12 protein-coding genes and 4 pseudogenes are annotated in these 12995 nt (G+C 55.0%); 9 read left to right on the forward strand and 7 right to left on the reverse strand.

Translation table 11 applies throughout. The features are described from left to right. Positions 1–7 precede the first annotated feature (7 nt). Positions 8–1339, forward strand: coding sequence for an L-fucose:H+ symporter permease (gene fucP, locus TU79_RS22285; RefSeq protein ID WP_057010016.1), 1332 nt, complete (start codon positions 8–10; stop codon positions 1337–1339). Continuing rightward, on the forward strand, positions 1336–2382 hold the full coding sequence (locus TU79_RS22290; RefSeq protein WP_057010017.1) for an aldose 1-epimerase family protein: 1047 nt from the start codon (positions 1336–1338) through the stop codon (positions 2380–2382). The genes fucP and TU79_RS22290 overlap by 4 nt, the downstream gene beginning before the upstream one ends. On the opposite strand, the gene deoR is transcribed toward TU79_RS22290, so the two are convergent. Further along, positions 2379–3137: a DNA-binding transcriptional repressor DeoR gene (deoR, locus tag TU79_RS22295; protein ID WP_057010018.1), complete on the reverse strand. Its 759-nt coding sequence runs from the start codon at positions 3135–3137 to the stop codon at positions 2379–2381. The genes TU79_RS22290 and deoR overlap by 4 nt on opposite strands. A 126-nt stretch (positions 3138–3263) precedes the next feature. On the opposite strand from deoR, the gene deoC reads away from it, so the two are divergent. Next, positions 3264–3947, forward strand: coding sequence for a deoxyribose-phosphate aldolase (deoC, locus tag TU79_RS22300; protein ID WP_057010019.1), 684 nt, complete (start codon positions 3264–3266; stop codon positions 3945–3947). A 1192-nt stretch (positions 3948–5139) separates the two neighbouring features. Then, positions 5140–5954, forward strand: a pseudogene (gene istA, locus TU79_RS22305) (IS21 family transposase); the annotation flags it as partial. Positions 5955–6405: 451 nt separating this feature from the next. On the opposite strand, the gene TU79_RS22315 reads toward istA, so the two are convergent. Next, positions 6406–7185 (reverse strand): AraC family transcriptional regulator, encoded by a 780-nt coding sequence (locus TU79_RS22315; protein WP_231986826.1) that lies wholly within the window; start codon positions 7183–7185, stop codon positions 6406–6408. 234 nt (positions 7186–7419) lie between these two features. Between TU79_RS22315 and TU79_RS22320 the strand changes: the two genes are divergently transcribed. Continuing rightward, a complete protein-coding gene (locus TU79_RS22320; RefSeq protein ID WP_057010023.1) occupies positions 7420–7878 on the forward strand; it encodes a VOC family protein in 459 nt (152 codons plus the stop codon). A 392-nt stretch (positions 7879–8270) separates the two neighbouring features. Here the strand turns inward: TU79_RS22320 and TU79_RS22325 are convergent, their stop codons facing one another. The 3 genes from TU79_RS22325 to TU79_RS26180 all read right to left on the reverse strand — a co-directional run bounded on the left by TU79_RS22325 (position 8271) and on the right by TU79_RS26180 (position 9576). Next, on the reverse strand, positions 8271–8729 hold the full coding sequence (locus TU79_RS22325) for a GNAT family N-acetyltransferase (protein ID WP_057010024.1): 459 nt from the start codon (positions 8727–8729) through the stop codon (positions 8271–8273). Positions 8730–8789: 60 nt separating this feature from the next. Further along, positions 8790–9080, reverse strand: coding sequence for a hypothetical protein (locus tag TU79_RS26175; RefSeq protein WP_139136791.1), 291 nt, complete (start codon positions 9078–9080; stop codon positions 8790–8792). A gap of 61 nt (positions 9081–9141) precedes the next feature. Continuing rightward, positions 9142–9576: a hypothetical protein gene (locus TU79_RS26180; protein ID WP_139136790.1), complete on the reverse strand. Its 435-nt coding sequence runs from the start codon at positions 9574–9576 to the stop codon at positions 9142–9144. Positions 9577–9742: 166 nt separating this feature from the next. On the opposite strand from TU79_RS26180, the gene TU79_RS22330 reads away from it, so the two are divergent. The 4 genes and pseudogenes from TU79_RS22330 to TU79_RS22335 all read left to right on the forward strand — a co-directional run. Next, positions 9743–10054, forward strand: coding sequence for a hypothetical protein (locus TU79_RS22330; RefSeq protein ID WP_057010025.1), 312 nt, complete (start codon positions 9743–9745; stop codon positions 10052–10054). A 178-nt stretch (positions 10055–10232) separates the two neighbouring features. Beyond that, positions 10233–10481: pseudogene (locus tag TU79_RS25705) on the forward strand (integrative conjugative element protein, RAQPRD family); the annotation flags it as partial. A 2-nt stretch (positions 10482–10483) separates the two neighbouring features. Continuing rightward, positions 10484–10687 (forward strand): annotated as a pseudogene (locus TU79_RS26675) (TIGR03758 family integrating conjugative element protein); the annotation flags it as partial. Next, a pseudogene (locus TU79_RS22335) lies at positions 10688–11389 on the forward strand (transposase); the annotation flags it as partial. Positions 11390–11694: 305 nt separating this feature from the next. On the opposite strand, the gene TU79_RS22340 reads toward TU79_RS22335, so the two are convergent. Beyond that, positions 11695–12063: a hypothetical protein gene (locus TU79_RS22340; protein ID WP_057010026.1), complete on the reverse strand. Its 369-nt coding sequence runs from the start codon at positions 12061–12063 to the stop codon at positions 11695–11697. Positions 12064–12260: 197 nt separating this feature from the next. Further along, positions 12261–12923, reverse strand: coding sequence for a GntR family transcriptional regulator (locus tag TU79_RS22345; protein ID WP_057010027.1), 663 nt, complete (start codon positions 12921–12923; stop codon positions 12261–12263). Between the last annotated feature and the right edge of the window lie 72 nt (positions 12924–12995).

Genomic DNA, 12995 nt, shown 5'->3' on the forward strand with positions numbered 1-12995 from the left:
AACAATAATGAACAAACCTGCGCTGCAACAGACACCCGACGGTTTCTACCTGAATCGCACACCCTGGTTCGCCTTTATTCTGCTGTGCAGCATCTTTGCACTGTGGGCCGCTGCGGCGAGCATGAACGACGTGCTGATCGCGCATTTCAAGAAAGCGTTTTTGCTCAGTGATTTTCAGACCGCGTTCGTCCAGTCGGCGTTTTACCTGGGCTATTTTTTCGTGGCCATTCCGGCTGCGATGGTGGTGCGACGCTTCAGCTACAAGAGCACGATTCTGATCGGGCTGTTGTTGTACATGCTCGGCTGCCTGCTGTTTTTTCCGGCGGCGTCCACCGCCAAGTACGGCATGTTCCTGCTGGCGCTGTTCGTGATCGCTGCGGGCCTGTCGTTTCTGGAAACCGCCTGCAACACCTACTCAACGCTGATGGGCCCACGGGAAACCGGCACGCGGCGCCTGAACATCTCGCAGACCTTTCACCCGTTCGGCGCGATGGCCGGTGTGTATGTGGGCAGCTTTGTGATGTTCAAGTCCACGGACGCCACCACCGAACAGCTGACGCAGATGAGTGCCACCGAGGCGGCGGTGCAGCAGTTGCAGATGATCCAGTCCACCTTGCTGCCCTACAAGTGGATGATTGCCGTACTGGTGCTGATGTTTATTCTGGTCGCCATCACCCGTTTCCCCGCCTGCAAGGGCAATAAAACCGCCGACAGCAAGCCGGGCAGCGTGCGTCAAAGCCTTGGTCGCCTGTGGCGTAACCCGCGTTTTACCTTTGGCGTACTGGCGCAGTTTCTGTATGTGGGGGCTCAGGTCGGCGTGTGGAGCTTCACCATTCGCCTGGCCATGCAAATGGGCGGCATGAATGAGCGCAGCGCTTCATGGTTTCTGATGACCACCTTTGCCGCCTACTTTGTCGGCAAGATGATCGCCAACCTGTTGATGCGCCGTCTGCACCCGGCCAAGGTTCTGGCGATCTACGGTGTGCTGTGCATCGTGCTGCTGGCCTACACCATTCTGGTGCCGAATATCTCGGCGGTGTATGCGGCCGTCGGCGTGAGCATTTTCCTCGGTCCCTGCTGGCCGACCATTTATGGCCTGACCATTGATGGCCTGGGTGACGACACCGGCGTCGGCGGTTCATTGCTGGTAATGAGCATCGTTGGCGGCGGGGTGATTCCGATCTTCCAGGGCCTGCTGTCAGACGCCAGCGGCGGCAATATGCAACTGGCCTACAGCGTGCCGTTGCTGTGCTTTATCGTGATTGTCATCTATGCGCTCAAGTGCATGCGCCAGCCAGGCCGCGAGCCGTTGACGGCAGCCGGGGCGGTGGCCTCATGACTACCCGTATCCCGCTGTACCCGGCGCTGTTCGGCGAGCAGGAGAAAATTCTTTTGCAGTCGCAGGCTTTCAAGGTCAGCGCCTGGACCTACCCGTCCGGCGTGCAGGCCTTGAGTCTGGAGAATAGCCGTGGTCGCCTGGTGCTGTTGCCTTATCAGGGGCAGATGATCTGGTCTGCGGTGTTCGACGGTTGCGACCTGACCATGCGCAACCTGTTCGAGCAACCCCGGCCCAGCCCGACGATCATTGATACCTACGGCTGCTTCATGTTTCACAGTGGCCTGCTGCGCAACGGCTGCCCGGCGCCGGAAGACACCCATGCGCTGCATGGCGAGATGCCCTGCGCGCCGATGGACAACGCCTGGCTGGAATTGAGCGAAGACTGCGTGAGCCTGAAGGGGACGTATGAATACGCCAAAGGCTTCGGCGATCGTTATCGCGCGTGCCCCAGCGTGACACTGCGCGCCGATTCGGCGCTGTTCGATATCGGCATGCAGGTGACCAACCTGGCCGGCAAGCCCATGGACCTGATGTACATGGCTCACATGAATTACGCCTATGTGGAGGGCGCGCGATTCGTCGAACCGCTGGGCATGCAGCGCCAACGCCTGCGTACCAGCGTGCCGGATCACGTCAAACCGACACCGGCCTGGAGCGCCTACCTGGCGCAACTGGCCGCGCACCCGACGCAATTGACCCGTCTCGATCAGCCGTCGCTGTACGACCCGGAAATCGTGTTTTTCTTCGACGGTGTGAGCACGGACGCCGCAGGCCACGCGCATTTTCTGCTGGATCATCCCGACGGCGCGGCGTTTTACACCCGATACCGTCCCGAGCAGTTCGAGCATGCCGTGCGCTGGATTCTCTACACGCCGGATCAGCAAGTGGCGGCGTTCGTGCTGCCGTCCACTTGCGAACCCGAGGGCTATAACGCGGAAAAAGCCAAAGGCAACGTGCGGATGCTGGCCGCCGGTGCCAGCGCCTCTTTCAGCCTGACTACCGGCTACCTGAGTGCGCTGGAACGGCAAAAAGTGCTGGGTTAAACCAGCAATTGCGCACCGCTGGCCTGAATGGATTCCTTATAGCCGCGGGGGATTTTCTTGTCGCTGATCACGTACTGAAAGTCTTCCAGGGTGGCGAAGTGAGCGGTGCGCACTGTGTCGAACTTGCTGAAGTCGGCAAGCAGCACCCTTTGCTGGGCCTGGCGCATGACCTTTTGCTTGACCTCGACTTCATTGAAGTTGAAGCACGTCACGCCGAATGCCTGGCTGACGCCGGCGGCGGTCACGAAGGCCCACGTCAGGCGCACGCTATCGAGAATGCTGCTTTCGGCGCTGCTTTCGAAGACCTGGTTCTTGCGGTGAAAAGTGCCGCCGCACAGCACGATATGACAATTGGGCTTGCTCTGCAGTTTGAGCAACACGTTCAGCGAACTGCACACCGCCGTGAATTCCAGTTGATCGGGAATGAAATCAATCACAAACGGCGAGGTGGTGCCGCAGTCGAAAAACACGGTGTCGCCAGCCTGAATCAGGTGGGCGGCGAGCTTGCCGATGCGGCGTTTTTCCTCGACGTGGCGCGTGTCCTGATCGGCCACGCGGTAATCGCCGACCTCATTGCCGACCCGGGTGATATGGCCGCCCAGCAGGCGCAGGTGCTCGGTGAAATGAGCGAGATCGCGACGCAGGGTCATCTCGGAAACGTCCAGCAGGGCCGCCATTTCCCTCAGGTGAATGGCGTTCTGGTCCTGCAGGGCTTGTTGGATAAGCTTGAGTCGCTCGGCTTTTCTGCTGTCCATGCGTATTCCAAGGCTTGATTGTTGATGTTAAATAAGTAACATTAATTGTTGTTATTCTAACGGATTATGTGAGCACTGTGACAGCGCTTCACACTTATTGGAAACATACAGGCAAGGGGCCATTAAATGAACAGTCTTCCACCCGCCGCACTGGCCAAATACATCGATCACACCTTGCTGGCTCCCGACGCCTGCGTTGATCAAATCAAGACCCTGTGCGACGAAGCCCGGGAACATGGCTTTTATTCGGTATGCGTGAATTCCGGGCAGGTGCCTTACGTGGCTTCGTGCCTGACCGATAAGAGCGTGGTGATCTGCGCGGTAGTGGGCTTCCCCCTGGGCGCCGGCCTGAGTGATACCAAGGCCTTCGAAGCCGAACGAGCCATTGCTGCCGGGGCAGGGGAGATCGACATGGTGCTCAATATCGGCTGGCTCAAGGACGGCTTGCTGGAGGCTGTGCGCGATGACATTGCACAGGTGCACAAGGCCTGTGGCGTCGTGCCGCTGAAGGTGATTCTGGAAACCTGCCTGCTTGATGACGCACAAAAGGTCCAGGCATGCGAAATCTGCCGCGATTTGGGCGTGGCCTTCGTCAAGACATCGACCGGCTTCAGCCGCAGCGGCGCTACCGTTGAAGACGTGGCCCTGATGCGCAAGACCGTGGGCGCCAGCGTTGGCGTTAAAGCATCCGGTGGTGTGCGCGATTATCCGACGGCCGTAAAGATGATTGAGGCTGGTGCCACTCGCCTGGGCAGTAGCTCGGGGATTGCGATTGTGGGTGGAGCGGTGACGGCAACGAGCGGTTACTGATGAGTGGTTGGTTCTAAATGTGACTTAACTCGACTAAATAGTCATTTAGTCGAGTTGGGTTCAAAGCCCGAGCATTCAGGGCAGGGTAAGCGTGCACGGGTGTGCCGACTGTATACCGCTGTTCACTGCCTGTTACGCAATCAAGTGCGTCATCAGTTTCCGCCGACAGGCAACGCTGGACAAGCGATTGAGCTTGATCGGTCGCCAAGCAGGCGTCCAGTCGGGGCGATGTCTCAAACCTGCAGGAGCTGGATCGAGTCTTCAACACTTCATCAGGACGCTGGATCTCAATGCATCGGCATTACGTCAATGCAGTTTCACGTGACTCGACGTCGCCACCTGAGCTGAGCGTAACGCTTGATCAAGAACGATATGGCCACCAGTGGCTGCTGGGAAGGATCGGTCGACCAAGGTGAGTAACGATCGCAGCATTTATTTCTGGCGTCGGATAAAAGCTGCTTGTTGGCGGGTAACCAGATATTCGTGGATGCAGGGTTTGCCAAGGCTTGAGGCGCAGAGGGCTTTGCCTGCTGTAATCCGGCGGAGACAGGCCCTGATTGCGTAACATCATATTACGCATAATGTATATTATGTTAAATCATGTTTCACGCTTTCCGTTTGCTGTTCAGATGAACCGCCAAGGGTACCCGGAAGTGAAGATCGAAATTTCGGAGAAGTAAAAATCTAAATTGCGGAATTGTTCCTGCATTTGGATATTTCCTTCCATCTTAGTGCTACTCGAACGTCCTGAGATTCAGATGGGCGAGCTACCGGCCTGCTCAATCTGAGTCAACCCGACCTTCAGCTTTGATTCGACGAATTGGCTTTATATTTTAGACGATATCGTACACCGACATGTGCGGAGGTTTCCGGCTTCATCGTAATACCACCGTTGGATCTCCTTCCAGAGGTGTTGCGATGTGCTTTGACATGATCAAACCCGCATTTCATCGTGATTTCTCACACTCCACGCGCAGTCCCCCTCAAGACTTTGAGTGCATGAAGGAGTGCTCGCTCTACCTACTGCTGCTAGATGACCGCCACGTCAGTCGCTCGAAGCTGGTCAGCTGAGGACCAATGACTGCCCTCCTCCTTAGGCCCGATTTCCGCCTTTGAGGATTGGCGGAAATTCGAGAGCTGGCGCTCCTCCCTTCGCCTGGAAGACTTGGAATGCAGCTTTTGCGAGCTGCCCATGCTGTCCCAGGAGCAACACGTGGAAATCAGTGTTCTTATTCGTCAGGGCCTGTCTATTAGGGCCATTGCCCGCCAGATGCGCTGCTCGCGAAATACCATTCGACGCCACCTCAAATTACAGTCCCAGCGCCAACCCATCGTCTACGGCCCGCGCGCGCAGCGCGTGGGTAAGCTTGCGCCTTTCGAGGCCTTCGCAGCTCGGCCGCATTGGATTCCTGCGATCGTGCTGCTCAGGGAGATCCGCGAGCAAGGTTACGAAGGCGGATATTCGATCCTCACCAGCTTCCTGCTGACGTTGAAAACCAAGGCTACTGAAACCGTCGTTCGGTTCGAAACCGAGCCTGGTGAACAGATGCAAGTTGACTTCACCGTCATCCGACATGGCCGTGATCCGTTGCTGGCATTCGTTGCAACGCTGGGTTGGAGCCGGGCAAGTTATGTCGTTTTATCCCGTCGCGAAGACTCCGTCGCATGGTGTTCCGGGATTGAAAAGGCCCTGCGCTTCTTCGGCGGAACGCCGAGAAAGCTGCTCTTCGATAACGCTAAAGGAGCGTGATGTCTACGGCCCCGGAGAGCACCGATGGAATCCGGCGTTTGAGCTTGGCCGAGCGCTATGGCTTTACGCCGAAGGTTTGTCGACCTTATCGGGCGCAGACCAAGGGCAAGGTCGAGCGCTTCAACCACTATTTGAAAAACAGCTTTGTAGTGCCGCTGGCCGCATCACTCAATCAAGTCAATCTGGTGCTGGACGTTGAGGGGGCGAACAGCAGAATTGGCCCTTGGTTGATGGAGATCGCCAACGCCCGGATACATATGCAGTGTTTTAAACCCATGACTAACCCACTATATGGATTTTTCAGATGAACGGTTGAGCAGTTTGGCACAAGAAAAAAGCAATCTCATTTCGCCATCTTTAGGGTCGCCCTCCTCCAGATTGTGTGCGAGGATTCTGCCACGGCGATGGCCGATCAGGGCGTACCAGACCGCAGACGCTTACCACTAACGTTATGCCTGAACCAATGCACTAACGAACAGCTCGTAAAGTGCTTGTGGTGGTATTGGGGGGAATACGCAACTAGCACGGTTGAGGTTACAAGCGCCAGCTGAGTGCAGCGTGAGTGCCCCACCAGTTAAAAGAAAACTGATGCTCCGGCGACTCCTGAAGTGGCTGGCATTTGTTTCTTCATCTGTTCCGGCACATGGTTGAAGGTCTAGCCAGTAGCGTGCAGGATCGGGTTGGATGGTACAGCGGTTCTTACACCCATCAACTTGATCTAGAAATTGCCTCTTTGCTAATCAGTGTCTGCGCTCGCACATATTGTCCTGGCGTAACACCCGTTATCCGACGGAACATGGCAATGAAAGCACTAATATTTTCGTAGCCAAGCTCAATCGCCGTTGTCGTCACTGACATCCCCTCGACCAATAGTTGAATAGCGCGCAACGTGCGTGCACGTTGGCGCCATTCAGAAAAACTAAAACCGGTTTCAGCGACCAGACGCCGGGCAAATGTTCTAGGTGCCATACCTGACCAAGCAGCCCAATCCTCAAGTGATCTATTGTCATCAAGTTGAGCAAGTATCGCATCGGTGATACGCCTCAAGCGCGGGTCATTGGGGTGCGTCAGACCGATGGGTTCAGCGGGTGAGGTAGCAATTTCATCCAAGATGACTGCTGCAACCCGCGACTCCATTTCGTTGCGGGGTGGTTGTCCCCACGACGCAGCGCGGCTTACCGCTTCGCGCAGCAAACTGCTGACCCTAAATGTGCATGGCATTTGATGCAGGATCCCGCACTCTTGCTCCGCGATATAGACCATCGCTCCTGCAAAAGCGCCATGTGACATCATCGCGTGTGCGACACGGGGAGGTATCCAAATGGCATGGGTAGCCGGCACTACCCATGAGCCGCCGTCAGTGCTGACGGAAAGCAGCCCGGCAAGGCTTGCGATGAGTTGGCCTGTCGTATGAGTGTGGGGCGCCGTTTCGCGGATCGCCCGGTCGCGTTGCTCTATCGCCAGCAGTGGCATAAGCGCGCGGTTCATGGCTGGTTTACGTTATCCAATGTCATATCCGAGGTAGCCATATCCTGAATGCCTAATGGAGAATAAGACCGGTCAGAGGAATACTCAATGTCTAAAAATCGCAAATGTTGCTTCTCTTGGATTGGCCTGATTATGCGTACCTCTCACAGATTTATTTTCTGTGTTTTGGCCGTAACAGCTGGATGCGCAAGCTCACCTCCCTATTTGGCCCGTGAACCTTTAAAGGATCATTTGATGAATTCTAACCACATGGTGCATGCCGTCGATCATATTGGCTTCGCAGTCAGTTCATTGGAAGAAGCCATTCGCTTCTGGACAACTGGACTTGGGTTCACTCTTGAGCGTCAGTCGGAAATGGGCGGATCATTCATTTTGCAAGTAACCGGCACCGCCGATCCGAGCGTGCGAACGGCGATAGTCAAAGGCCCGGATGGCAGGCGAGTAGAGTTGCTGGAATATTCGCAGGGTGACCGCCACGGTATCACTCCACCTACGGCATCAGCGATTGGTTCAGCGCATTTGGCATTGAGAGTGCAAGACATATACGCCGTACTCGAACGCATTGAGCAAGCAGGCTGGAAAGCAAGAGGCACGCCTCAAGCGATTCCCGCAGGCCCACGCAAGGGAACTCTAGTTGTATATGTGACCGGGCCAGATCATATCACTCTGGAACTAATGCAGGCTAATGAGTAGCTTCCTGCCGAAGGCTGTTAAGCTTATTTCCCTAAAGCAATTACTTAAAGCGCTCTCTGTCGCGCATGACGTCTCATGGCAAACATAAAGATCATCACCTTCAAGTATACAGCTGGCGTAATCATACACTTCGCCGGCCACATAAAATTTGGATTTCCTTTCTGGCACTCCACTACGCAGATCGAAAAGCTAAAGCCCTGTTAGTGCGCTAGAGCGCAGATCACTAACGCGTAAAGGCGCAAATTTTAAATTACCGCCATATAGGATCTATCAATGACTGCTTTTGGCGGCGGACATTCCTGAATTAGCAGCTTCTAGCCTTTCGTCCCTATTGCGAACATCCGCGGTCCCAGGCGTTTGCTCTCCATCTTATGCTGCAAACCTGAGCGAGTTCAAAGATCCCGCAGCATCAATCGCTGCTCCTTACCCCACGCCCGAAAAAACTCCTGCACCTGCCATCCACGCTTGGCGTAGTAGTCGCTGCGATCATCGGTGTGCAAGTACAACCGCGTGGTGCCGTTGGCCTTTGCGGCGTCGCAGATGCCTTCTATCAATTGTTCCGCCAACCCTCGCTTCCTTGCCTGCGGGGCGATAACGACGCAGGCTAGCCAGGGCCCCAGCTCCGGGCGTTCGGGCAAGTCGCTGGCGGCAAGTGCAGCGCCGCCAAGTAGCTGGTCATTCTCTAGGACGATCAGACATTGCCAATCACCGTTGCCCTGGCCTTCCGCGAATTCGCGTTGCCAATTGGCCAATGGCTGCTCAACAAACTCGTATGCGAACTGCTGATGCAGCCACTGCGCCAGGGTGTCGCTGTGTTGCATATGGTCACGCAGCCAAACCAGGCGGGGCATGTGAGAGTCTTCCTTGTTTTTGGATCAGTACGCGTATGTGGCCGCAAGGAGGGAATAGGGTCAAGCGCAACGGTGAAAAGGTGACTGAAACGGTGACAGATTTATTTTTTCTTCCGGAATGACCGCTTCTGGCCGATTATGTTGAAAAAGTAGGTTTTCCCAAAGCACTCGAATATTATGGATGAAAACACCTCTGTCGCCCGCCGCTACGTGAAATTCGAGTACTGAACCTTCTACCAAAAATTCAGATTTCAATCTCAGGCGTACTTTTCTGGCGTGGAATTCGAAACCGACTTTTTCAAAAGAATCGGTCGACTTCTGCCAGTCAGGGCCACCCAGTGTGCTGGTCAAATTCGATGCGAACGACTGGTCAAGTCGAATGCAAATGAGTAGACAAGTGGAATTATCCTGATTAGCGTCCAAACTGAAGATCTTCAGGCGAAATTAAGAAAAACCCCTCTTCAACCCCGCATTTCTCGATGGCACGCTCAAGTGAGACATAGTCCCAAGCAGGATTAGGCCCACTAGCAAAATTTACTAGCGCGTACGTATCCTCGCTCGATCGGCCCGTTCCTTTAGGGTAATGCTCCACCCATCGGCTACGAGCCAAAATTTCCGAGAAGCTCAGCTCACTACTTACAAGACCTGCGTCTTTAAAGTCTTTAACTGCCTTAGCGAAAATCTCCTCGACAACGCTCGTAATGGGCGTGCTTGTGTAGTTTTTGAGTTGAGAGCATAGGAAGGTATAGCTTCCATCCGGATTCACTCGCCCTCTTAAGAAACACGTCCCTGTCTCTCCATATCCGGGAAATTGAAAACGTCGAATGTCTTTTTGAAATGCAGTCATAAAAAAGGTTCGAATTGAGTGCCGATTCCAAAGCAATGCTACAACAGGGAAAAAAGATCGTCAGCTGTCAGCTTCTAAAATCCATCAGCTTGCTGCGGCCTATTTTCGATTGAACACACGTCCTCTCTTTTGAAAATCTGACACCTTCGTCATTGAGGAGGTCGTCATGATTCTTCAGACATTTGAGTATGACACCGAGTTCTCCCCGCTCGAGTACATCGTTCGAACCAAAAAACTCTTGATGTTCAAGTCCGAAGAGCCTACCGCTGAACCCGATACTCAGGGTTTCATGCAAGGTCCAGAACGTAAGCAACGCCTCGCTCAGTTAGGCCGCGAAGGCTGGGACCTGTTCATCGTCCAACCCGTGGTGAGAGGCGGAATCAAGGTCGGCAATCACAATGCGCAAGGTTGGGCATATGGCATCGCGCTGCCTACTGGTTACCTACTGTTCTTCAAGCGACAGATCCATAGCGTATAGCCGAAAGATGGCAGTCTGAAGAAATCAATCAGGGCCTGAAAATGGTTTTCTTGCGGCGCGCGCCCTGATGAAAACGGCAAGCTGATGGCATCAGGAATCACGAGAGCCCAGCCGTGACTCAGTACCCGCGCCGCACTGCACTCACTCGCCGACTTGCTTTTCCAGCCCTCCTCGGACTTCAGCCTCTGAGCAGGCCAACCTGGACGTGATGATCCGACAGTTAAACGCTCTGGAGGACACGGCGCGCCGAAGCGCCCAAGTAGCCGATGAACCGGGTAGGCGTTTCTTCTTCGATTACCAGCGCCTGGCAGCCGACATCGCTCGTATTCGACACGGACTCGAGGATTACCTCACCCCGAGTCGAGCCCAGCCTCGAGACCCCGTTGAGCTTTCGGGCCAATACACAACGGAAGGACGCAAGCCATGAGCATGAGCGGCGCTCGGGCGTCTGCCTTCCAGGCGGCAGCAGGGTTCCCTGCTTCGTCTAGCAACCTGTTCTTCGTTGGTGTAGCGGTGGCGATCATCTTTTTGTGGGGGGCATGGGCTCTCTGGAGCTGCTATCGAGGGTGGGCCACCGGAAACCTGGATCGCACGATCGCATCGACCTCGGTGGTTCGCATCCTGCTGCTTTGCATGATCTTGACCATTGAAGAAATGCGCGCCTTGGCGGCGCAGTTGATCCAGCGCGTCGAGACGATGGACAAGCAAATCACTCATCACAAGTTGGTCAACGAGAGACTGGCCCACGAGATCGCATTGCTCAAACGCTTCAAGTTTGCCAAGCGCAGCGAGCAGTTGAGCCCGAATCAAGCCAGCCTGCTCGACGACTTGATCGATACGGATATCGCCGCTATCGAAGCCGAACTTGAGGCGCTGCAACCGGCACCTGTCGAAGCCAAAGTACGCCAGCAACCCAAGCGCGCACCTCTGCCACCGCAGTTTCCCCGCACGCTGATCCATCACGAACCAGACAACAGCCACTGCCAGTGCGGTTGCGCCCTCAAGCGCATCGGCGAAGATGCCAGCAAAAAGCTCGACTGCACGCCCGGCGTGTTCACCGTCGAGCGCCACATCCGTGGAAAGGGGGCCTGCGAAAAGTGCGAAACGTTGATCCAGGCGCCAGTACCGGCGCACGTCATCGACAAAGGCATCCCGACAGCGGGCGTGCTGGCTCACATCATGGTGGCCAAGTTCGCCGACCATCTGCCGCTGTATCGCCAAGAGAAAATCTTCGGCCCCGCCGGGCTGCCCATCGCCCGTTCGACCTTGGCGCAGTGGGTGGGCAACTGCGGCGTGCAATTACAGCCGCTAGTTGATGCGTTGCGCGAAGCCGTGTGCCCCTTCATCCGCGCTGACATGCAAGCGGTCTGTGCAAGCTATTTTGAGGATGGCTGGCTCGCATGGGAGTTGAGTGACGTAAGGCCAGTCACACACTCTGTAACCATCCGTGCGGCACGGGGTATCTACGAGGTAAGTTTCCTACTCCCAGACAAACGCTGAATATTGAGCAAGATGTGTTGGGTAGACGCTTACGCAAGACCCGTCTGGCAGAGCTGTTTTATCACCCAGGACATCAGACGTACCCGCAAGGTCGGGCGTTTAGTCTAGATATACCTCTATTAAGGTAAACCGCATTTTCTTTATCTACAAAGCTGGTTAGCGACACTATCAAGCTCGCGATCCAAATCAGCTTTATCCGCAGCGCTTAAAACGCCCTGCTTCGCAACGAGATTTTCGGTTTGCTTTCGTACTCTGCTGACTCGTTCAATCATGCCACTCGCTTCATTCTTCGTTATTTTACGGCTTTTGCGCGCTGTACTAATATCGGCATTCAACACATTGGTCCGCATTGAGATGTGAGCTTGCTTCACATCTTTGACTTGACCTTCGATCTGGACCACCAAAGCGCGCTGCTTCGTTAAATCACAACTCGGCAGGTCCACTCCTGTTTGAGCGGCTTGAACATTAAGAGTCAACACCAGCAACATAAATGGATATAGGTTTCTCATGTGTGCTCCCCCAAGGAATGTTCTATATCAATTAAAGGTAACCTATCCCTCAAACCCAGCGGACCAGCCGGCTTAAGGCGCGCGACTTTTAGATCATATCGGTTTTACGTCGCGTGATTATTAGCGCCAGCAATATCGTGCACATCCCGTATGGCGCCTCAAGAATCTTTAGGACTTTTGATCAGCCTCCTATTGCGCTATTGGGTCTTGATAAACTCCAGCATCATGTTATTGCCGTCAAGAATGTCCGTGCAGATCGCTTGCCTGGCGGCGGCGCCATCACGGTTTTTCAGGGCGGTTAAGACTTCCCAGTGGTGCTCGATGGCTATCTGCTCCGAAAAGTGGTCGTACGCCAGCGCCAGCAATGGCCCGGTGCGCATCCACAGACTGTCCAGGAAGGCTCGCAACAGCGGCATCTGGGCGATCTCGGCAAAGAAGAAGTGAAACGTCTGGTTAAGCTTTAACGCTTCGCTCATGTCTTCACGATGAATCGCATCAATGTTTGCCACAATGTTGGCTTCGATACGGTCCAAATCCTCGTCAGTGACCATCGTGGCCGCCGTCTCTGCAGCCAGTCCCTCCAGCGCCAGTCGCACCGCACGAATTTCCAAATATTGTTGGCTCGTCAAGATAGGGACACGAATGTCCTTGGGCGTCTTCATGACCAGGGCCTGCTCTTTGGCAAGCTGAAGAATCGCATCACGCACCGGGGTGACGCTGGTGCCCAGTTGCATGGCCAAGTCGCGGATACGGAGTTTGTCATCGGGTTTGAGCTTGCCCGTGACCAGCGCCTCCCGCAGCGATGAATAAACGCTGGTGCCGAGATACGCGTGTTTTATTTCGCCGATTGGATAGCTCATTTCAGATCCGAGTGAGGAAGGCTCTAGTTGGCGGGAAATACCTCCCCGTCAGCAACGAATTGCATCATCGCG

It is taken from the genome of Pseudomonas trivialis, from assembly GCF_001439805.1.
In the GTDB taxonomy this organism is placed as follows: Bacteria; Pseudomonadota; Gammaproteobacteria; order Pseudomonadales; family Pseudomonadaceae; genus Aquipseudomonas; species Aquipseudomonas trivialis.

Excerpts from the sequence above, each read along its gene's own strand:
- fucP (WP_057010016.1), top strand. The coding sequence starts at position 8 with ATGAACAAACCTGCGCTGCAACAGACACCCGACGGTTTCTACCTGAAT.
- TU79_RS22290 (WP_057010017.1), top strand. The coding sequence starts at position 1,336 with ATGACTACCCGTATCCCGCTGTACCCGGCGCTGTTCGGCGAGCAGGAG.
- deoR (WP_057010018.1), bottom strand. The coding sequence starts at position 3,137 with ATGGACAGCAGAAAAGCCGAGCGACTCAAGCTTATCCAACAAGCCCTG.
- deoC (WP_057010019.1), top strand. The coding sequence starts at position 3,264 with ATGAACAGTCTTCCACCCGCCGCACTGGCCAAATACATCGATCACACC.
- TU79_RS22315 (WP_231986826.1), bottom strand. The coding sequence starts at position 7,185 with ATGAACCGCGCGCTTATGCCACTGCTGGCGATAGAGCAACGCGACCGG.
- TU79_RS22320 (WP_057010023.1), top strand. The coding sequence starts at position 7,420 with ATGAATTCTAACCACATGGTGCATGCCGTCGATCATATTGGCTTCGCA.
- TU79_RS22325 (WP_057010024.1), bottom strand. The coding sequence starts at position 8,729 with ATGCCCCGCCTGGTTTGGCTGCGTGACCATATGCAACACAGCGACACC.
- TU79_RS26180 (WP_139136790.1), bottom strand. The coding sequence starts at position 9,576 with ATGACTGCATTTCAAAAAGACATTCGACGTTTTCAATTTCCCGGATAT.
- TU79_RS22330 (WP_057010025.1), top strand. The coding sequence starts at position 9,743 with ATGATTCTTCAGACATTTGAGTATGACACCGAGTTCTCCCCGCTCGAG.
- TU79_RS22340 (WP_057010026.1), bottom strand. The coding sequence starts at position 12,063 with ATGAGAAACCTATATCCATTTATGTTGCTGGTGTTGACTCTTAATGTT.
- TU79_RS22345 (WP_057010027.1), bottom strand. The coding sequence starts at position 12,923 with ATGAGCTATCCAATCGGCGAAATAAAACACGCGTATCTCGGCACCAGC.